At 58.0% G+C, this 19,078-nt stretch carries 18 protein-coding genes; 10 read left to right on the top strand and 8 right to left on the bottom strand.

Annotated features, from left to right (window positions below; genetic code table 11):
• Positions 1–465 precede the first annotated feature (465 nt).
• Together AC2FLP_RS03570 and AC2FLP_RS03575 are read left to right on the top strand one after the other, a co-directional pair.
• Positions 466–4,086, top strand: a complete 3,621-nt coding sequence (locus AC2FLP_RS03570) for a vitamin B12-dependent ribonucleotide reductase (protein ID WP_496680693.1) — start codon at positions 466–468, stop codon at positions 4,084–4,086.
• A 540-nt stretch (positions 4,087–4,626) separates the two neighbouring features.
• Positions 4,627–4,872 carry an EF-hand domain-containing protein gene (locus AC2FLP_RS03575; protein WP_496680691.1) on the top strand — a complete coding sequence of 82 codons (246 nt, stop codon included), beginning with the start codon at positions 4,627–4,629 and terminating at the stop codon, positions 4,870–4,872.
• Positions 4,873–4,917: 45 nt separating this feature from the next.
• Here AC2FLP_RS03575 and AC2FLP_RS03580 read toward each other — a convergent pair whose 3' ends face one another.
• On the bottom strand, positions 4,918–6,462 hold the full coding sequence (locus AC2FLP_RS03580) for a trimethylamine methyltransferase family protein (protein ID WP_496680689.1): 1,545 nt from the start codon (positions 6,460–6,462) through the stop codon (positions 4,918–4,920).
• Between the two features lie 401 nt (positions 6,463–6,863).
• On the opposite strand from AC2FLP_RS03580, the gene AC2FLP_RS03585 reads away from it, so the two are divergent.
• Positions 6,864–7,394, top strand: a complete 531-nt coding sequence (locus AC2FLP_RS03585) for an outer membrane protein (RefSeq protein WP_299893618.1) — start codon at positions 6,864–6,866, stop codon at positions 7,392–7,394.
• An 8-nt stretch (positions 7,395–7,402) separates the two neighbouring features.
• Here AC2FLP_RS03585 and AC2FLP_RS03590 read toward each other — a convergent pair whose 3' ends face one another.
• Together AC2FLP_RS03590 and AC2FLP_RS03595 are read right to left on the bottom strand one after the other, a co-directional pair.
• Positions 7,403–8,590 carry a pyridoxal phosphate-dependent aminotransferase gene (locus tag AC2FLP_RS03590; RefSeq protein WP_496680686.1) on the bottom strand — a complete coding sequence of 396 codons (1,188 nt, stop codon included), beginning with the start codon at positions 8,588–8,590 and terminating at the stop codon, positions 7,403–7,405.
• A gap of 56 nt (positions 8,591–8,646) precedes the next feature.
• Entirely contained in the window at positions 8,647–9,144 is a 498-nt protein-coding gene (locus tag AC2FLP_RS03595; RefSeq protein ID WP_496680684.1) for an MmcQ/YjbR family DNA-binding protein, read from the bottom strand.
• 66 nt (positions 9,145–9,210) lie between these two features.
• Between AC2FLP_RS03595 and cysS the strand changes: the two genes are divergently transcribed.
• The 3 genes from cysS to AC2FLP_RS03610 are packed head-to-tail and all read left to right on the top strand — an operon-like array spanning position 9,211 to position 13,021.
• Entirely contained in the window at positions 9,211–10,608 is a 1,398-nt protein-coding gene (gene cysS / locus AC2FLP_RS03600) for a cysteine--tRNA ligase (protein ID WP_496680682.1), read from the top strand.
• On the top strand, positions 10,608–12,242 hold the full coding sequence (gene cimA, locus AC2FLP_RS03605; protein WP_496680680.1) for a citramalate synthase: 1,635 nt from the start codon (positions 10,608–10,610) through the stop codon (positions 12,240–12,242). The genes cysS and cimA overlap by 1 nt, the downstream gene beginning before the upstream one ends.
• 2 nt (positions 12,243–12,244) lie before the next feature.
• Positions 12,245–13,021 carry a squalene/phytoene synthase family protein gene (locus AC2FLP_RS03610; protein ID WP_299895679.1) on the top strand — a complete coding sequence of 259 codons (777 nt, stop codon included), beginning with the start codon at positions 12,245–12,247 and terminating at the stop codon, positions 13,019–13,021.
• On the opposite strand, the gene AC2FLP_RS03615 is transcribed toward AC2FLP_RS03610, so the two are convergent.
• Positions 13,022–14,248 carry an MFS transporter gene (locus tag AC2FLP_RS03615; protein ID WP_496680678.1) on the bottom strand — a complete coding sequence of 409 codons (1,227 nt, stop codon included), beginning with the start codon at positions 14,246–14,248 and terminating at the stop codon, positions 13,022–13,024. It lies immediately after the preceding gene.
• A gap of 97 nt (positions 14,249–14,345) precedes the next feature.
• Here AC2FLP_RS03615 and AC2FLP_RS03620 point away from each other — a divergent pair, with 97 nt between their 5' ends.
• Genes AC2FLP_RS03620 through AC2FLP_RS03630 form a run of 3 tightly spaced genes read left to right on the top strand, consistent with a single transcriptional unit; the run spans position 14,346 to position 16,143 of the window.
• Positions 14,346–14,978 (top strand): DNA-3-methyladenine glycosylase family protein, encoded by a 633-nt coding sequence (locus AC2FLP_RS03620; RefSeq protein WP_299893608.1) that lies wholly within the window; start codon positions 14,346–14,348, stop codon positions 14,976–14,978.
• Positions 14,975–15,640 carry an alpha/beta hydrolase gene (locus tag AC2FLP_RS03625; RefSeq protein WP_496680676.1) on the top strand — a complete coding sequence of 222 codons (666 nt, stop codon included), beginning with the start codon at positions 14,975–14,977 and terminating at the stop codon, positions 15,638–15,640. Before AC2FLP_RS03620 ends, AC2FLP_RS03625 begins: the two co-directional genes overlap by 4 nt.
• 20 nt (positions 15,641–15,660) lie before the next feature.
• Complete coding sequence (locus AC2FLP_RS03630) at positions 15,661–16,143, top strand: GNAT family N-acetyltransferase (RefSeq protein WP_496681583.1); 483 nt, start codon at positions 15,661–15,663, stop codon at positions 16,141–16,143.
• Here AC2FLP_RS03630 and AC2FLP_RS03635 read toward each other — a convergent pair.
• Together AC2FLP_RS03635 and AC2FLP_RS03640 are read right to left on the bottom strand one after the other, a co-directional pair.
• Positions 16,128–16,553, bottom strand: coding sequence for a VOC family protein (locus AC2FLP_RS03635; RefSeq protein ID WP_117868867.1), 426 nt, complete (start codon positions 16,551–16,553; stop codon positions 16,128–16,130). The two genes, AC2FLP_RS03630 and AC2FLP_RS03635, sit on opposite strands and share 16 nt — an antisense overlap.
• A 32-nt stretch (positions 16,554–16,585) precedes the next feature.
• The gene (locus AC2FLP_RS03640; RefSeq protein ID WP_496681581.1) at positions 16,586–17,191 is read right to left on the bottom strand and encodes an rRNA large subunit pseudouridine synthase E; all 606 of its coding nucleotides are present in this window, start codon (positions 17,189–17,191) and stop codon (positions 16,586–16,588) included.
• A 213-nt stretch (positions 17,192–17,404) separates the two neighbouring features.
• Here AC2FLP_RS03640 and AC2FLP_RS03645 point away from each other — a divergent pair, with 213 nt between their 5' ends.
• Positions 17,405–17,992, top strand: coding sequence for an HNH endonuclease (locus AC2FLP_RS03645; RefSeq protein ID WP_117868868.1), 588 nt, complete (start codon positions 17,405–17,407; stop codon positions 17,990–17,992).
• Here AC2FLP_RS03645 and AC2FLP_RS03650 read toward each other — a convergent pair.
• Together AC2FLP_RS03650 and AC2FLP_RS03655 are read right to left on the bottom strand one after the other, a co-directional pair.
• On the bottom strand, positions 17,989–18,459 hold the full coding sequence (locus AC2FLP_RS03650; protein ID WP_496680672.1) for a disulfide bond formation protein B: 471 nt from the start codon (positions 18,457–18,459) through the stop codon (positions 17,989–17,991). The genes AC2FLP_RS03645 and AC2FLP_RS03650 overlap by 4 nt on opposite strands.
• Positions 18,456–19,034 carry a YqaA family protein gene (locus tag AC2FLP_RS03655; RefSeq protein ID WP_117868870.1) on the bottom strand — a complete coding sequence of 193 codons (579 nt, stop codon included), beginning with the start codon at positions 19,032–19,034 and terminating at the stop codon, positions 18,456–18,458. The genes AC2FLP_RS03650 and AC2FLP_RS03655 overlap by 4 nt, the downstream gene beginning before the upstream one ends.
• Positions 19,035–19,078 lie beyond the last annotated feature (44 nt).

Consider the following 19,078-nt stretch of genomic DNA (forward strand, 5'->3'; position numbering starts at 1 on the left):
CGTTCAGCGTAACCAGCATGCCATTAGTTGATCAAATGCTGATAACTATGCTGGTAAAAACGGGAATTCGTTATGAGACTTCCAAGCGCCGGCGGAAATTTGCCGTGGATGAAGCTGTGGAGGAATCGCCGCCCGCTCGCAGACGGGCTTACACAACGGTCAGGTCAATATAAAAGATTTCAAAAATGACCGAAAAAGGGCGTTGACCTACTATGGGAACATACGTCAAATTGTATGAGCCAACGAGAGTGCCACAATATCTGGTGTTTAAACCGGAAAAGGCAGCGGGCGAGGGTCGGATAAGCACAAGCGATTTACGTGCGGTCGCACTAGCGGCTTTACGCTGTCTCAGGCAGCGAACAGTACCTTTTTGCACGCTTCTCAGGGCGTTGTGGGCGACACCCTGCAACACAAGATTTGGTGTCGGGAATCGGAAATTGAGCTGTATTAACCAGGGCTGCGGACATGAAGATTGAAAGAAAATTCACCAAATCGGATCAGGACGCCTATGCGGAACTGAATTTTGTGTCCGCAACGTCTGAAATCCGAAATCCGGACGGTACAATTGTTTTTCGGCTGGATGACGTCGAAGTCCCTTCCAGCTGGTCGCAGGTCGCAAGCGATGTAATTGCGCAGAAATACTTCCGCAAGGCGGGGGTGCCCACCAAGCTCAAGAAAGTGAAAGAAAAAGATGTTCCCGAATTTCTGTGGCGCTCGGTTCCGGCTGAGGGCGCAGAGTTCGAAGGAGAAACATCGTCGAAGCAAGTGTTCGACCGTCTGGCCGGTGCCTGGGCCTATTGGGGCTGGAAGGGCGGCTATTTCTCGACCGAGGAAGACGCGCGCGCCTATTTTGACGAGATGCGCTATATGCTGGCGACCCAGCGCGCGGCACCGAACTCTCCGCAATGGTTCAACACTGGCCTGCACTGGGCCTACGGCATCGACGGACCGGCGCAGGGGCACCACTATGTCGACTACAAGACCGGCAAGCTGACCAAGTCGAAATCGGCCTATGAACATCCGCAGCCGCATGCCTGCTTCATCCAGTCGGTTGATGACGACCTGGTTAACGAAGGCGGCATCATGGATCTGTGGGTGCGCGAGGCGCGCCTGTTCAAATACGGCTCGGGCACCGGGACCAACTTCAGCCATCTGCGTGCAGAAGGAGAGGCGCTGTCGGGTGGCGGTAAGTCTTCGGGGCTGATGGGCTTTCTCAAGATCGGCGACCGCGCCGCTGGCGCGATCAAATCAGGCGGGACAACCCGTCGGGCAGCAAAGATGGTGATCGTCGATGCAGATCACCCTGACATCGAGAAATTCATCGAATGGAAGGTGATTGAAGAGCAGAAGGTAGCCTCGATCGTTGCCGGATCGAAGATGCACGAGAAGATGCTGAACGGCCTTTTCGAGGCTATCCGCACGTGGGACGGCGCGCAGGAAGATGCCTACGATCCGAAAAAGAACGACGCGTTGAAAACGGCCGTTCGAGAGGCAAAAAAGGTCGCGATCCCGGAGACTTATGTCAAACGCGTTCTGGATTACGCCAAGCAGGGCCACGACAGCATCGAGTTCCCGACTTATGATACAGACTGGGATTCGGACGCTTACAGCTCGGTCTCGGGCCAGAACTCGAACAACTCGATCCGCGTGACCAACGCGTTCCTGACTGCTGTCGAGAAAGACGCGGACTGGCAGCTGATCAACCGCACCGATGGCAAAGTCGCAAAGACCGTCAAGGCGCGCGATCTTTGGGAAAAGGTTGGTCACGCCGCATGGGCTTGTGCTGATCCGGGCATCCAGTTCCACGACACGGTCAACGAATGGCACACATGCCCCGAAGATGGTGAGATCCGAGGCTCGAACCCGTGCTCGGAATACATGTTCCTTGACGACACGGCCTGTAATCTGGCGTCGATGAACCTGCTGACCTTCCTCAAGGATGGAGAGTTCCAGGCAGCGGACTATATGCATGCCTCACGCCTGTGGACCCTGACGCTGGAAATCTCGGTGACGATGGCGCAGTTCCCGTCGAAAGAAATTGCGCAACTGTCCTATGACTTCCGCACCTTGGGTCTAGGCTATGCCAATATCGGCGGATTGCTGATGAACATGGGCTACAGCTACGACTCGGACGAGGGTCGGGCGATCTGTGGCGCGCTGACTGCGATCATGACCGGCGTGGCCTATGCGACCTCGGCCGAGATTGCCGGTGAGCTTGGCCCGTTCACAGGCTATGAGCGCAACGCGGACCACATGCTGCGCGTCATCCGCAACCATCGCCGTGCGGCGCAAGGCGTGACAGACGGATACGAGAAACTGGCGGTCAAGCCAGTGCCACTGGATCATGGCAACTGCCCCGACAAGCGTCTGGTCGATCTGGCCATGTCAGCCTGGGATGAGGCGCTGAGCCTTGGTGAGAAGAACGGCTATCGCAACGCGCAGGCCACCGTGATTGCTCCAACCGGCACCATTGGTCTGGTGATGGATTGCGACACCACCGGGATTGAGCCTGACTTTGCACTGGTGAAGTTCAAGAAGCTGGCCGGTGGCGGCTACTTCAAGATCATCAACCGCTCGGTGCCTTCGGCGCTGGAAAAGCTGGGCTATTCCTCGTCGCAGATCGAAGAGATCGTATCCTATGCCGTAGGTCACGGCACCATCGGCAACGCGCCGGGGATCAACCATACCTCGCTGACCGGTCACGGCTTTGGCCCGAATGAACTGGCAAAGGTGGACGCCGCATTGGAAAGCGCCTTCGACATCCGGTTCGTCTTCAACCAATGGACACTGGGTGAAGATTTCTGCACGGGCGTTCTTGGCATCCCGGCGACTAAACTGAACGATCCGACCTTCGATCTGCTGCGGCATCTGGGCTTTACCCGTGCGGATATCGAGGCAGCCAATGACCACGTTTGCGGAACCATGACACTGGAAGGTGCGCCGCATCTGAAGGAAGAGCACTACTCGATCTTCGATTGCGCCAATCCGTGTGGCAAGAAAGGCAAGCGTTTCCTTGGAGTTGGCAGTCATATCACCATGATGGCGGCGGCACAGAGCTTCATCTCGGGTGCGATCTCGAAAACGATCAACATGCCGAATGACGCGACCATCGAAGACTGCCAGAAAGCCTATGAACTCAGCTGGTCGTTGGGTGTGAAGGCCAACGCGCTTTATCGTGACGGCTCGAAACTGTCGCAGCCGCTGGCGGCTGCACTGGTCGAGGATGACGACGAGGCGGCAGAAGTGCTGGAAAGCGGTTCGATGCAGGAAAAGGCCGTCGTCCTGGCAGAAAAGGTGATCGAGAAGGTTGTGGTCAAAGAGATCATCCGCAGCCATCGCGAGAAACTGCCGCATCGCCGCAAGGGCTATACCCAGAAGGCAATCGTCGGTGGCCACAAGGTGTACCTGCGCACAGGTGAGTTCGAAGACGGTCAGTTGGGCGAGATTTTCATCGACATGCACAAGGAAGGCGCTGGCTTCCGGGCGATGATGAACAACTTCGCCATCGCCGTGTCGGTTGGCCTGCAATATGGCGTGCCGCTGGAAGAGTTCGTGGATGCGTTCACGTTCACCAAGTTCGAACCGGCGGGGATGGTGCAGGGTAACGATTCGATCAAGAATGCGACGTCGATCCTGGATTACATCTTCCGCGAACTGGCCGTGTCCTACTTGGATCGCACCGATCTGGCCCATGTGAAACCCGAGGGCGCTACCTTTGACGATCTGGGTCGCGGTGAAGACGAGGGTGTCTCGAACGTCTCTGAAATCAGCGAAAGTGCCGCGTCCAAGTCTTTGGAAGTGTTGAAACAAATCAGCTCGACTGGGTATCTGCGTAAGCGCTTGCCACAGGATCTGGCTGTGTTCAATGCTGGCCAGGCTGAATTGAATGGCATGGCCGAACCCGCAGCTGCTTTCGAAGAACCGCCAGCCGAAACGGCGGTGGCCACCAGCATGGACGCCCGCACAAAGGCCAAGATGCAGGGTTATGAAGGTGACCCTTGTGGTGAATGCGGAAACTACACGCTGGTGCGCAACGGCACCTGCATGAAGTGCAACACCTGCGGCGCGACAAGCGGGTGTAGCTGAGAACAACGCCCCGGCACCCCGGGGCGTAGGGGTCGGACGCTGCCCTAGGTAACCGACCCCGACGAACACGGAGAAAGGACACAAAACTTACCAATTGACCTTTCTCCACTCGGCCGACATGCCCGTGTTGGCCGGGAACAGGGTGGGGCGGAATACTTGCTCCTTCCCACTCTTTCACGGAACGGGTGCGCTCGTTCCATGCGACGTCCAGGCCGCAGGCAAAAAAATACCGGGCGGTCAACGAAATGAGCCTGGATGGCGAAACTGACAGGGGGCTTCGGCCCCCTTTCTTTTTTGCGCCGAGCTGCTCGGATAAGCGCAGTCTTGCCGGATCAGGCAATGCCTTTCGGGCATGTCCCGCCGAAAAGGGTCTGGCGGAGTTTTGCCCGGCGGCGCTTCGCGACTCCGACTCGGTCAAACACGCAAGGATTGGCGCGATTTCCTCCCGATCGCGCAAAACGGGTGACGCGCGCGGCTGTTGCGGTGTTTCTGGGGCCTGTCCGGACGAAGACATAATCAACCTATCCAGGAGGCACCAAAATGAAACCGCAGTATTTGATTGGGATTTCCATCGCTGCTCTGACCCTGCCGGGAGTGCTCTCGGCGCAGTCCACAACCGATGCCAATGGCGATGGCGTTCTGACCATCGAGGAAATCCAGGCCGTGTTGCCCGACGTTGACGCCGACACGTTCTCGGCGATGGACGCAAACGGCGACGGGGCGCTGGACGCTGATGAGGTGGCCGTTGCGCAAGAGGCAGGATTGCTTCCGCCCAGCAACGGATAAACAAGAAAGGGCGGCCCGACACTCATCGGGCCGCTTTTTCAGATGCTATATCGGCAAGTGAATGTTGAACTTTTCCCGAAGCTCCGCGTCAAGCAGCGGGTCGAACCGGGCCGCTGACGGGGTGGACAGTATCTCTTCCTTGCGGGCAGTTGCCTTTTCAACCAGATCCGGCTTGCCGAGCTCCACCCACTCCTTGGGAGAAGAGCGGTCGCCAAACGTCGGATAGACATAGTCAGCCTGCATCCGGCTGAGGGTTGCATCCGTTCCCAGATAATGACCAGGCCCCCCCATGCATACGGACGCGATCTGATCCAGTGCCAAGGTTTCATCCGTCACTTCGATCCCGCGCACACAGCGCTGTGCCTGACCGATCAGGTCGTCGCTGAGAATGAGGCTTTCGAAGCAGAAGCCCAGCAGAGAAGCGTGCATACCAGCGGCCTCATAAACCATGTTCAACCCGGACAACCCCGCCATCACGTTCGAGCACATCTGTTCCCATCCGGCTTGCATGTCAGGCAGCTTCGAATCTGATGCACCGGCTGCTGCGCCTCCCGGCAAATCGTAGAAACGGTGCATCTGGGCACAACCTGCCGTCAACAGGGCTTGTTCACCCGAACCGATGGACATTGCGCCAGTTCGCAGATCAAGGCCAAAGGGCCAAGTGCCAAAAATTGCGGGGGCACCGGGGCTTACGGCATTTACATAAACCAGACCAGCAAGGCATTCCGCTGTCGCCTGGGCGATTGCACCGGCGATTGTCGATGGCGCGGTGGCACCAGCCATCCCGGCTGACAGCAACAGCACCGGCATACCGGCCTTGATGCACTCCTCCATCACTTCACAGCTTTCTGTGGCGAATTTCATCGGCGGGACGACGAAGCAGTTCGAGTTCGAGACAAAAGGGCGCTCGCGATATTTGTCTTCGCCGCCCGCGATCATGTAGATCATCTCCATCGCGGGGGCGACGTGGCTTGGTTCCGTGAAGGACGTGCCGATATGTTTGAACGTTCCCGAACAACTTGCGTAGATCGTGTTCAGGTCCATTTCCAGGTTGTCGGCGATATCGCGACAGACCATGGGGCGTTGAACAAAGTGAATATTGTCAAGCTGCTGGCAGATGCGTGCGGCATCATGCAGGTCTTGCACGGTTGAATCGCGATATTCACGACCATGAACGTCGACCATGGAAACGGCGGCGCCAGCCGTGCCGTAATGTACTTTGGTACCTGCCAGTTCCAGATCGGTCTTTCCATCGCGGCTGTACAACGTAACCTTGCGGTTCGCTTTTGCGATCGTGTCTTCGACAAGGGCACGGGGAAAGCGGATGCGGCCATCATCACCCAAAATACAGCCTGCACCGACCAAAAAGTCGATTCCGCTTTGCGGAGCGTCGGCAAGACCAATAGTCTCAAGTGCTGTCAGGGCGGCCTCGTGGATACGTTCTATCTGTGCCTGTGTCAGGACATTCAGAACACCGCCTTCCATACCGGGGCGCACGGGGCGCAGATGATCAGGCAATGCAGTGGCACGGGCCGCGCGACGCGCTGCGCGTCCGCCGCTGCGCGAGGTGTTGCGGGATTGGTCGTTCATTTCTTTTTCCGATCGTTGAGAGATGTTTGGGGAACTGGCTAATGGCCGCTTACGGCCGCCCTCTCGCTGCACGCCCCCTGTCCGCACCAATGGTGCGGCTGATCAGGCTGATTTTCCAGTCGTGGTCCGTCATTCCGCCTCTCAACGTTTGGCGCAAGAATTCCAAAACACGGCGACGCAATCTGTTCTGTTTGCGACCTCAACGGAATTTACTTCAGCAAATATCTGCCCAACAAAACTCTGACGGATTTCTGAGACAGATTTTCTCCCGCGATGACTGAAATCTGTTATACTGCATTCACTTACCCTTGAGCTTTACGTGCAGGGAATTGAATTCCGACAAAAGCGATCCCAGTTAATTTTGAACCTAACACATGATCTGAAGCCCGAGCGAAGTTGCGTTGAACCAGACTTTTAAACCTCTTCCTGCCCTGATTGCTGCGGCTCTGATCGTCAGCGCCAGCTCTGGTTTGGCAGAGGATTGGACGGGTGGCTACGTAGGGCTCAGCTTTGGATACGCGGATGCGGATGGACCGGGGGGATCAAGCGGAGATGACACTTCTTTTGGGGCGCATGTAGGCTATGATCAGGACTTCGGGAATTTCGTTCTTGGCGGTGAACTTGAATACAACCGCCTGTCCCTGAACCTAAACCAGTCTCAGGGAAGCCTGGACAGCATGACCCGTTTGAAACTGCGTGGCGGGTACGATTTCGGCAGTGCGCTGGGGTATGTGGTCGTTGGCGCGGCACGGGCCGAAACATCCGTCGATAGCGATACCGCCGCCGTTTACGGAATCGGCATTGCTTATCCGATTGGTGAGAATTTTGTCATCAGCGGTGAAGCGCTGCGGCAAGACTTCGATGATGTTACCCGATCCACCGGTGGCTTGGATTCCAACGTCTTCAATCTGCGTACAACATTCCGTTTCTGACAAACGGTCTATTCTGCTGCGTGCTTCCTCGCAAGTTGTGACGCGAAAGTACAAAGCGTTTTCAGTGCCACTGCAAAGCGTTCATCCTCCACGGTCATGGCAACCCGTATGTGCCCGGTAGCAGCCTTGCCGAAGCTTTCGCCGGGCATGACGGCAATTCTGTGTGCGTTCAGCAGCGCGTTGGCAAACGTGTCCCCCGACAACCCGGTCGCGCGGATATCCAGCATCAGATACATGGCACCCTGCGTAGGTACGAGGCCTACGGTGTTTTGCGAGGCCAGTATATCCATTGCCAGGGCACGTCGACGGCGGAACGGGGCGGCGATCTTTTCTTCCAGTTCAACATCTGCGGTCAGCGCATAACTGGAGGCATCCTGCACGAACCCGGGAACGCCGTAGGTGGTGTGGGTGGCCAGGTTGATCAGATGGCTGATGACCTCTTCGGGGCCGACGACCCATCCACACCGCGACCCGGTCATGGCGTGGGACTTGGACATGGATCCAACCACAAGTGTGCGTTCTGCCATGCCGGACAGCGTACGCGGAGAAATGTGTTCGCCGTCCCAGACCTGCGTGTCGTAAACCTCATCCGAAATCAGCCAGAGATCGCGCCGCTGGCAGACATCGGCGACCTCCTCCAGCGATTGACGGGAATAGACCACACCGGTCGGATTGTTCGGCGTGTTGATCAACAGCGAAACAGCGCCTTCAGCAGCAGCGTCGATCCACTCGGCTTTGGGCTGGAAAGCGTCTTCAGCGGTGGTTTGAACCGCGCGGGCAACAGCGCCAACGCCCCGAATTGTTCCGGGATAGGTGGCATAGTAAGGGTCGAGGAACAGGCCCACATCACCGGGGTCGCACACGGCCATATGTGACGCGAACAGGGCGGCTTGCCCGCCGGGGGTGATCAGAACGTTCTTCCGCGAGGTCGGAACACCAGTGCGGGTCTGAACCCGTGCGGCAACCGTGTCGCGCAGCAGGTCTGTGCCGGGCACCATCGCGTAACCTGTATGGCCGTTGCGGGCCGAGAGCTCCATCGCCTGAAGAATCGAAGGGTCGGTTCGGGTGTCATGTTCACCGATTGTCAGCTCGGTTACGGCTAGTCCTTCGCTCAGCATCCGGCGGGCGCGGTAAAACACGTCCCAGCCGTCGCTGCCGCCGCCGGTGATCTGCGTGATGCGTTCAGACAATTTCATACCATCGCCCCTGGTTGCCTTGCGCTGAATGGGGCAGAGCAGAAACGGTTTGTCAATCAGCTTCGCGGTGGCAAGGTCGCCTGAAGTTTTTTAGTCAACGACGCGCGAACGAGGTCATATGAAACCGTCAAACGATGGCGCAGCTCGTCTGTTTCGGCATCAAACGGCAGGCGGACCCAGCTACGGTGAAAATAGGGGGCTTTCATTCCGACACCAGCATCGATCACCATCTGCGCCGTTTCAACGTCGGGCGTTTTGACCGACACGCCGTCATTTGCAATTCCGATACAGGCAAACATCTTGCCGCCGATTTTCCAGGCGTCATGCCCGCCGCCCCACGGGTCCGACAGCTCGGCTCCGGGGAGTTCTTTGCAGATGGAATTGACGTAGTTTCGATCCATGACCGGCACTGTGCCGAAGCGTTCGAGTAAACTCAATGCTTGGCTTGAGGGTGACGCCATGATAACCGATGGGACATGAACCCGGTGACCTGCATCATTATCTGCTGCATTACCTGCTGATTTATCAAGCGGGCCGGTTTCTTTCGTTTTCATCCCTGAGACAAGTTGCTAAGCCCGCGCCAACGCGCAAGCCTTTGCTGTTTCCTAGGAGCCCGACCGATGACGACGATCAAGCTGCACAACACGCAGACGCGGACGAAAGAAGACTTCGTACCGATCGATCCTGAAAACGTGCGGATGTATGTCTGTGGTCCGACGGTCTATGACCGCGCGCATCTGGGCAACGCCCGCCCGGTTGTGGTGTTCGACGTTCTTTATCGTCTGTTGCGCCATGTCTACGGCGCAGAACACGTGACCTATGTGCGCAACTTCACCGACGTGGACGATAAAATCAACGCGACCGCCCTCAAGCGCAAGCAGGCCGGGGCCGAAGGAACGCTCGAGCAGTTGGTGCAGGAACGATCTGATGAAACCATCGGCTGGTACCTGCATGATATGGGTGCTTTGGGCACGTTGGAGCCAACCGAGATGCCGCGCGCGACCCAGTACATTGCTCAGATGATCGCAATGATCGAAGATCTGATCGCCAAGGGCCATGCCTATGCTGCCGAAGGCCATGTTCTGTTTGCTGTCGACAGTTGGAAAGAGAGCTACGGAAAACTGTCGGGGCGCTCGGTGGACGACATGATCGCAGGCGCGCGGGTCGAGGTGGCGCCCTACAAGAAGAACCCGATGGATTTTGTTCTGTGGAAACCGTCGACTGATGAACTGCCGGGCTGGGACAGCCCATGGGGGCGGGGACGTCCGGGGTGGCACATCGAATGCTCGGCCATGAGCTATGAGTTGTTGGGCGAGAGTTTTGATATCCACGGTGGCGGAAACGACCTGATGTTCCCGCACCACGAGAACGAGATCGCGCAGAGCAAATGCGCGCATCCGCATGGTGAATTCGCGCGGGTCTGGCTGCACAATGAGATGTTGCAGGTCGAAGGCAAGAAGATGTCCAAATCTCTGGGCAATTTCTTTACCGTGCATGATCTGCTGGAGCAGGGCGTTCCGGGCGAAGTGATCCGGTTCGTTTTCCTGCAGACGCATTATCGCAAGCCGATGGACTGGACCGAGAAGAAGGCCCGTGAGGCAGAGGCGACGCTGCGCAAGTGGCGGGCGCTGACATCAGGCATCGAACCCGCCGCCAGCGCGGCACCTGAAGTGATCGCAGCGCTGAGTGATGATCTGAACACAGCAGGTGCCATGGCCGAGCTTTACCGTCTGGCGTCAGATGGTGACGCCGCGGGATTGTTGGCAAGCGCACAATTGCTGGGCCTGCTGCTGCCTCAGATGGGAGGTTGGGCGGACACGACGTCCATAGACCTGAGCGGCCATGCGGACCGTTTGGCGAAGGCGCGCGCATCTGCAATGCAAAACAAGGATTTCTCAGAGGTCGATCGCCTGAAGGCGGCGTATCTTGCGGCGGGGCTTGAGGTTCGAATGAGCAAGGAAGGTGTCGAACTGGTGCCGGGCGCGGGCTTTGATGCGGCCAAGCTGGAGGAGGTCTGATGACCAGAGAACGCCTCTATCTTTATGACACCACCCTGCGTGACGGGCAGCAGACGCAGGGCGTGCAGTTTTCGACCGCTGAAAAAGTACAGATCGCACAGGCGCTGGACGCATTGGGGGTGGATTACATCGAAGGCGGCTGGCCCGGCGCCAACCCCACCGACAGCGCGTTTTTCGAAGCGGCGCCAAAGACCTCGGCCCGGTTGACGGCCTTTGGCATGACCAAGCGGGCGGGGCGCTCGGCCGAGAATGACGACGTTTTGGCAGCCGTGATGAATGCGGGTACGCAAGCCGTCTGTCTGGTTGGCAAGTCGCATGACTATCACGTGACCCATGCGCTTGGTATTTCGCTTGAAGAGAACACGGAAAACGTTCGTGCTTCGGTGGCACATATCGTTGCGCAAGGGCGCGAGGCGCTGTTCGATGCGGAACATTTCTTTGACGGGTACAAGGACAACCTGGAATACGCGACCGAAGTTTGCCGGGCCGCACTGGAGGCGGGTGCGCGTTGGGTTGTGCTGTGCGACACCAACGGTGGCGCGTTGCCGTCCGAGGTCGGGCGGATTGTATCAGAGGTGATCGCAGCAGGCCTGCCGGGTGAACGGTTGGGTATTCACACCCATAACGATACCGAGAATGCAGTAGCCTGTTCACTGGCGGCCGTCGAAGCAGGTGCCCGGCAGATTCAGGGAACGCTGAATGGTCTGGGTGAACGCTGTGGCAACGCGAACCTGACGGCCCTGATTCCGACATTGCTGTTGAAGGAACCCTATGCGTCGCAGTTTGAAACCGGCGTCAGCCCTGAGGCGCTGGCCGGGCTGACCCGCATCAGCCGCATGTTGGATGACGTCCTGAACCGGGTTCCCAGCAAGCAGGCGGCTTATGTCGGCGCGTCGGCTTTTGCGCACAAAGCGGGGTTGCACGCCAGCGCGATTCTCAAGGACCCATCGACTTACGAGCATGTGGACCCGGCGAGCATAGGCAATGAACGCATCATTCCTATGTCGAACCAGGCTGGTCAGTCGAACCTGCGCAAACGCCTGACCGAAGCAGGGTTGAGCGTTGAATCCGGTGATCCCGCATTGGGCCGAATCCTTGAACGGATCAAGGACCGTGAAGCGGATGGGTATTCCTATGACACCGCACAGGCCAGTTTCGAACTGTTGGCACGGGATGAACTGGGGCAACTGCCAGAATTCTTCGAGGTCAAGCGCTACAAGGTCACCGTTGAGCGGCGGAAAAACAAATACAACAAGATGGTCAGCCTGTCCGAGGCTGTCGTTGTGGTGAAAGTGGATGGTGAAAAGAAACTGTCGGTCAGCGAATCCATGGACGAGTCTGGCAACGACAGGGGGCCTGTGAACGCGCTGGCCAAGGCGTTGGCGAAGGATTTGGGTCAATACTCGCAGATTTTGTCGGACATGCGCCTTGTCGATTTCAAGGTCCGTATCACCCAGGGCGGCACCGAGGCGGTGACACGCGTCATTATCGACAGCGAAGATGGTCAGGGGCGACGTTGGTCGACCGTTGGCGTAAGCGCGAACATAGTTGATGCGTCCTTTGAGGCGCTGCTGGATGCGATCCAATGGAAATTGGTCCGTGATTGTGATCCGCAAAAGGCAGCGGCCGAGTGAGCGTGGTCTTTGACGATGATGTCAAAGCCTGCGCCGCACTGGTGCAGCGGGCTGATCCTGACAGGTTCCGCGCGACGATGGCGGCTCCGGTGTCGGCCCGGTCGGTGTTGTTTCCGGTCTATGCGCTGAATGTTGAAGTCGCCCGCGCGCCTTGGGTGACGCAAGAGTCCATGATCGCCGAGATGCGGTTGCAATGGTGGCGCGACGCGCTGCAGCAAATCGCAGAAGGCACCGCAGTTCGGAGGCATGAGGTGGTGACGCCTCTGTCCCGGGTCCTCTCGCCGCATCTGGCAGGTATTCTGGATGAATATGTCGCTGTAAGGCGTTGGGACATATATCGGGATCCGTTTGAAGATCAGGAACATTTTGACGCTTATATCAATCACAGTTCCGGGTCGCTTTTCGTGGCCTCAGCTCAGGCGCTGGGTGCGGCGGAGGAAAGCGTGCTGCGCGATTTCGGGTACGGAGTCGGTGTGGCAAATTGGTTCCGCGCCATTCCCGAACTAGAAAAGCGGGGTCGCGTTCCTTTGCTTGATGGTACGACGGGTGGCGTTCAGCAACTGGCACAATCTGCTTTGGACCGATTGCGCAAGGCGCGATCAAACCGGGACGACATAGCGCCTGATGCGCGTCCCGCGCTGTATGCAGGTTGGCTTGCGGAATGGGTTCTGAAGCAGGCCATCGCCCAGCCCGAGCGTGTGGCGGCAGGAACGCTTGAACAAGGCGAAATGCGTCAGCGACTGTCCCTGATGTGGACCGTCGGCAGCGGGCGCTGGTGATCAGACGCGTTCGGGGTCGGCCGGGCGCAGTACCAGCCACAACAATGCACCGCCTGCCAGAGTCAGCAAAGGGATCATGGCGAGGTTAACAGCATTCCACCCCTCGATTGCAGAGCCGCCTGAGCAGTTCATCAACCCGCCCGAGGCCAGCGATGCAAGTGTCACACCACCAAACACCAGAAGGTCATTGAGGCCCTGCATCCTACCACGCTCTTGCGGTTCATGAGATGCGGCCAGCATTGTGGTAGCGCCGATGAAACCAAAGTTCCAACCAATGCCCAAAAGAACAAGGGCGACAAAAAAGTTTCCAAGTTCAACGCCTTGCAGCGCAACCACCCCTGATGCGGCAAGAATGGTCAGGCCCAGAGCGACGATCTTTTCAACGCCAAACCGGGCAATCAGGTGCCCTGTGAAGAAGCTGGGGACATACATTGCCAGCACGTGACTTGTCACGATATCCGCCGCGTCATTGGCCGAAAACCCACAACCGACAACTGCAAGCGGTGTCGAGGTCATGACAAGATTCATCAGCGCATAAGACACCATGGCACAGACGATCGCGACGGCAATGCGGGGCGTTTTCAACAGCTCGATCCGTGACCGCCCCTTGGGTTCATCGGCCGCAGGTTTCGCAGGCGTGGGAATGTCGAGAAAAAAGAACAGGGCCGAGCCTAGAACGTTGATCCCGATTACAGCCATATATGTACCCAGAAAAGGGATGACGTAAGCTTCAGACGTAAGCTTCACGATCTGTGGACCGATGATGGCGGCCGCCAATCCGCCCGCCATGACGTATGAAATCGCCTTCGGGCGGTAATCGTCTGACGCGGTGTCTGCTGCTGCAAACCGGTAGAACCCGTGCGCACTCATGTAGATACCAGTCAGCAGGCTGCCGACAAGAAAGATGGGGAAGGAACCAAGGAACAGGCCATAGGCTCCGATCAGCCCGCCCAATGCGCCGGCGGTTGCCCCAACAAGAAACCCGACGCGACGGCCCCATTTTTGCATGATGGCCGAGATCGGCGTGGCCGCCAGCATCGATCCCAGAACGATCAGGGATATCGGCAGTGTCGCCAAACAGGGGTTCGAGGCCAGCGACTGACCTGCAAGTCCGCCAACGATGAACATCATGGGCATCTGCGCGCCCAGTATGGCTTGGGCAGCCACCAGCACGGCCACATTGCGTTTGGCCCGTCGGTCGTCCGGAAGGGTTGAAACCATGGTCATGGGCGAATGGTTATCGGCTAAGTGTTTGAGGCACAACCGGGTTGCATCTGCGTCACATGCGCCTAACGTGCCCGAGATAGCAGAGCAGGGAGGCCGCATGTCCGTAGGCCGCATCATCGAAACACCGGACTGTGTTGCGGAAGGGGCCGAATGGCTGGCCCAATCCTGTCCGCGCATGGCCTACGCGATGGATCAGACCGGCCCGTTGCCGCTGCGCCGCCGCCCTGACGGGTTTGCGCAATTGCTGAGTGCAATTGTCAGCCAGCAGGTGAGTGTGGCTTCGGCAAATGCGATCTGGAAACGGCTTCGGGATGCCAAGCTGACCGGCCCGCGCAAGATCATGTGGGCGACGGATGAAGAACTGCGGGCAGTTGGCCTGAGCCGGCAGAAGATCAGATATGCACGGGCTCTGGCCGAAGCACGCATCGACTATAAGGCACTGCGCGATGCAACTGACGCAGATGTCGTCGCTACATTGACGCAAGTTCCGGGTATCGGTGTCTGGACAGCCGAAATCTATGCCATGTTTTCACTGGGTCGTGCGGACGTCATCGCACCCGGTGATCTCGCCCTGCAAGAAGCAGCGCGTATCCTCTATGACCTGCCTGACCGTCCGACAGACAAGAAATTGCGCATAATGGCCGAGGCCTGGTCTCCCTGGCGTTCGGTTGCGGCGCGGGTGCTGTGGGCCTATTACCGGGTTGCAAAACAAAGAGAAGGGATCAGATGACACGGGTTTTGAATGCGCTCCGGAAAGAGCCTGTTTCGGGAGACACGCGCTCGGTCGTGGTGTTCGTGCATGGCTATGGCGCAAACGGTGCCGATCTGCTGGGTTTGGCCGATCCGCTGGGCGAGCATCTGCCTGACACATTGTTCGTGGCCCCGGACGCGCCCGAGCAGATCCCCGGAATGCCCAATGGGTATCAGTGGTTCCCGATCCCTTGGATCGATGGGTCTTCCGAGGATGAGGCCCGCCGTGGTATGGAAATGGCTGTCGAGGACTTCAACGCCTTTCTGGACGCGCTGATGGTGGACGAAGATGTGCTGCCCGAACAGGTTGTTCTGTTTGGTTTCAGCCAGGGCACGATGATGAGCCTGCATGTCGCACCACGCCGGGAAGATCCCGTGGCCGGGGTTGTAGCCTTTTCAGGCCGTTTGCTGGAGCCCGATCTGCTGCCGGATGAAACCGTCAGCCAGATGCCTGTCTTGCTGGTGCATGGCGACGCTGATGACGTTGTCCCGCCTCAATCATTGCCGGAAGCGGCCGAAGCCTTGCAAGCTGCTGGTTTCAAAGAGGTCTATGCCCATGTCATGAAAGGCACGGGGCACGGTATCGCGCCGGATGGGCTCAGCGTGGCGCTGGCCTTCATGCGCGACAAACTGAGCTTGTAAAAGTGATCGTCGTGCGACCAATGATGCGGGAGGATGTGGCCGAAGCGTGCCGCATCCTCAATCAGGTCATCGAGATTGGAGGCACAACCGCGTTCGAGGTTCCGTTTTCCGAGCCTTTGTTCGCGCAAAGCTATATGGAAGGCTTGGATAAGATATGCTGCCACGTTGGCTTGGATGAACAGGGTGACGTGGTTGGCTTTCAGTGGTTGGGTACGCATGACACGTTGCCTGAGGATTGCGCGGACATCGCCACGTTCACACGACGCAGACCCGCACTTCGTGGTGCTGGACGTGCCCTGTTTCGGGAAACGATCAAAACGGCCGCCGCATTGGGGTTTCGTGCAATCAATGCAACAATCCGGGCCGATAACATTTCGGGTCTAAGTTATTATGAAAAAATGGGTTTTCGGGATTACTCGATCGCTTATGGAGTGCCGTTGCGTGATGGCACGCCGGTAAACAGAATCTCGAAACGGTTTGAACAGGTTCAGTCCCACAAGTGACCTTCGGCGAACTCTACCGAGTTTCCGGCCGGATCGCGCACATACAAGGACCGTGCGCCTCCGGGCCAGTCAAACTCGGCGTCTACCGGAATATTCCAGTCCAGAAGGTGTTTGCGCATCGCTGCGATGTCCGCACCCGACAGCACAAGACACACATGTCCGGGGCCGCGCGCACCATGAGGCGGAACGGGCATGTCGGGGCTGACGGGCGGTTGTTCGGTCTTGTCGGGATTAAAAATCAGCAGCACCGATCCGCCGATGCGATAGAAAACATGGCGATCAGCAACACGTTGAATACGCTCCAGCCCAAGAACTTCACCGTAAAACTGCTCTGCCGCGTCCAGATCGTCGACGTAGAGCGCCGCTTCCAGAATGGCCGACGGGGCCGGGATGTTAGGCGTTATCTTCATGACCCCAGTTTAGCAGATCAGGGCAGGGTCTGTCACCGGCGCGGGCGACGGTCGCGCTTGCGTTGCGGGGCCGCGTTCAGCGTCGGCATTGGCAGACTGTCCCAGCGCCCGGGTTCAAGATCATCCAGGGTCCAGTCTCCGATGCGGTACCGGATCAGGCGCAGGGTCGGCAGGCCAACTGCCGCCGTCATCCGCCGCACCTGTCGGTTCTTGCCCTCGCGGATGGTCAGTTCAAGCCAACTGTCCGGCACGGTCTTGCGGTCGCGGATCGGTGGGGTTCGGGGCCAGAGCGCCACGGGCTCGTCGATCTGGCAGGCCTTGGCAGGGCGGGTCAGGCCGTCCTTCAATTCGACCCCGTTGCGAAGCGTTTTCAGGGCAGCCTCGTCGGGGATGCCTTCGACCTGAACCCAGTAGGTCTTGGGCATCTTGTGCTTTGGGTCCGAAATCTGTGATTGCAGCCTTCCATGATCCGTTAGCAGCATCAAACCTTCACTGTCACGGTCCAACCTTCCCGCCGGATAGACACCGGGCAGATCGATGAAATCGGACAGCGTGCTGCGTGGGCTATCCGCATTGGCGCGGTCCGTGAACTGCGGCAGCACGTCATATGGTTTGTTGAAGCGAATGAACCAGGACATGACCCGCGCATAGCCCGAAGGGCGCCCCCGGCGCAAGCTGTGGATAACTGTCATGTGCCTGTTACGGATTCGCTTTACCCAGTCTGCGACATATTGTGGAAACTCAGGGCTTGTCAGAGCTTTAACACGATATATAGTTATTAAAAGACCGGGGCGGGTGCTCCCCGCTCTGGTGTCACAAACGGGCAGCTGAGAGCGAGGAGCGATTCTGTGATGGACGGAGACTTCAGGACCGAATTTGTAAGGGAGCCGGGTACGCTCAAACAACACCCAGCCCTGGTTTTGAACGCCGATTATCGCCCCTTGTCCTATTACCCGCTGTCACTGTGGCCTTGGCAAGAAGCGATCAAGGCCGCCTGGTTGGACAGGGTGGATATAGTGGCTGAATATGACGAAGTCGTTCGCAGTCCGAGCACCGAAATCCGAATACCTTCGGTCGTTGTTTTGAAAGACTATGTAAAACCCAGAAAGCGCGTGGCCTTCACGCGCTTTAATTTATTTTTACGGGATGAATTCCGCTGCCAGTACTGCGGCAGCCGGGACAACCTGACCTTCGATCATGTGGTGCCGCGGGCCGCCGGTGGTGTGACCAGTTGGCAGAACGTGGTGGCGGCGTGCAGCCCGTGCAACCTGCGCAAAGGATCAAAATCGCTGCGCCAGGCCCGGATGACCTTACGCAAGCCGCCGCGCCAACCTGATGCCGAAGCGCTGCGCAATATCGGACGGAAATTCCCACCGAACCACCTGCATGAAAGCTGGATCGATTTTCTTTACTGGGATGCAGAGTTGGATCAGTTCTAAACCGCCCGGGATTTCCACGCGGCCAGCCAGATCAGCACCAGTATGGCAGAAGCAATGGCGTTCCAACCTGCCATCGAGATGCCGAACATCTCCCAAGGGATGTCATCGCAACGCACCAAAGGCGCGGACATGATTTGATCAAACAGATCGTCAGTGGACAGGCCGCTGATGCTACCCGATGTGCAGCTGCTTGGACCTTCCCACCAGCCTTGCTCGACTCCGGCGTGAAATGCACCCACAGCCGAAGTCGCCGCCGCAGCTGCCGCGCCCAGCAACGGCAGGAAGCGCAGCCTGGGCAACACCAGCGCCACTGCGCCAATGGCGATGGCCACCGCATGAGGATAGCGCTGCCAGATGCACATTTTACATGGTGCAAGCCCGCCCAGATGCTGAAAGCCAAAAGCGGCCAGAAGAAGGGCCAATGATCCAAGACTTGCCAGTGCGACAAGTTGCGAACGTCTTGTCATAAGTATTTCACCACCAGAAATCCGCCAAACAGGAGGATGATGAACAGAGTGAACATTAGCCCCAGGCGCTTTTCGATGAAATCGCGTATCGGCTCACCGAATCTCCAGAGCAGGCCTGCGACAAGGAAGAACCTCAAGGCGCGGGCCAGAATCGAGGTCGCTATGAAGGTTCCAATCGGCATGCCGGTCCAACCCGACATAATGGTGATGACCTTGTAGGGGAAGGGGGTCACACCAGCGGCCAGAACGGCCCAGAATCCGAAGTCGTTGAAACGGGTATTGAATTCTTCCATGGCATGGGCTTTCCCCATGGATTCCAGAATGGGCTGCCCGATGCTTTCATAGAAAAACGCACCAATCGCATACCCCAGCATGCCACCCAGAACCGAAGCCACCAGCGCCACGGTTGCGATCAACCATGCCCGGGACGGGCGGGCCAGAATCATCGGAATCATCAACACATCCGGAGGGATCGGAAAAAACGAACTTTCGATGAAAGCCACTATGGCCAGCGCCCACAGCGCGTGAGGGTGTTCGGCCAGACGAATGGTCCAGTCATAAAGCGATCGTAACATAAAGCACTCAAATCCCGTTCTCGGTCTGGAGCTAAGCCAAACCA

The sequence above is a fragment of the Ruegeria sp. CDSA141 genome (assembly GCF_059612005.1).

Coding starts and splice junctions, on each gene's coding strand:
- AC2FLP_RS03570 (WP_496680693.1), top strand. CDS start 466: ATGAAGATTGAAAGAAAATTCACCAAATCGGATCAGGACGCCTATGCG.
- AC2FLP_RS03575 (WP_496680691.1), top strand. CDS start 4,627: ATGAAACCGCAGTATTTGATTGGGATTTCCATCGCTGCTCTGACCCTG.
- AC2FLP_RS03580 (WP_496680689.1), bottom strand. CDS start 6,462: ATGAACGACCAATCCCGCAACACCTCGCGCAGCGGCGGACGCGCAGCG.
- AC2FLP_RS03590 (WP_496680686.1), bottom strand. CDS start 8,590: ATGAAATTGTCTGAACGCATCACGCAGATCACCGGCGGCGGCAGCGAC.
- AC2FLP_RS03595 (WP_496680684.1), bottom strand. CDS start 9,144: ATGAAAACGAAAGAAACCGGCCCGCTTGATAAATCAGCAGGTAATGCA.
- cysS (WP_496680682.1), top strand. CDS start 9,211: ATGACGACGATCAAGCTGCACAACACGCAGACGCGGACGAAAGAAGAC.
- cimA (WP_496680680.1), top strand. CDS start 10,608: ATGACCAGAGAACGCCTCTATCTTTATGACACCACCCTGCGTGACGGG.
- AC2FLP_RS03615 (WP_496680678.1), bottom strand. CDS start 14,248: ATGACCATGGTTTCAACCCTTCCGGACGACCGACGGGCCAAACGCAAT.
- AC2FLP_RS03620 (WP_299893608.1), top strand. CDS start 14,346: ATGTCCGTAGGCCGCATCATCGAAACACCGGACTGTGTTGCGGAAGGG.
- AC2FLP_RS03625 (WP_496680676.1), top strand. CDS start 14,975: ATGACACGGGTTTTGAATGCGCTCCGGAAAGAGCCTGTTTCGGGAGAC.
- AC2FLP_RS03630 (WP_496681583.1), top strand. CDS start 15,661: ATGATGCGGGAGGATGTGGCCGAAGCGTGCCGCATCCTCAATCAGGTC.
- AC2FLP_RS03635 (WP_117868867.1), bottom strand. CDS start 16,553: ATGAAGATAACGCCTAACATCCCGGCCCCGTCGGCCATTCTGGAAGCG.
- AC2FLP_RS03640 (WP_496681581.1), bottom strand. CDS start 17,191: ATGTCCTGGTTCATTCGCTTCAACAAACCATATGACGTGCTGCCGCAG.
- AC2FLP_RS03645 (WP_117868868.1), top strand. CDS start 17,405: ATGGACGGAGACTTCAGGACCGAATTTGTAAGGGAGCCGGGTACGCTC.
- AC2FLP_RS03650 (WP_496680672.1), bottom strand. CDS start 18,459: ATGACAAGACGTTCGCAACTTGTCGCACTGGCAAGTCTTGGATCATTG.
- AC2FLP_RS03655 (WP_117868870.1), bottom strand. CDS start 19,034: ATGTTACGATCGCTTTATGACTGGACCATTCGTCTGGCCGAACACCCT.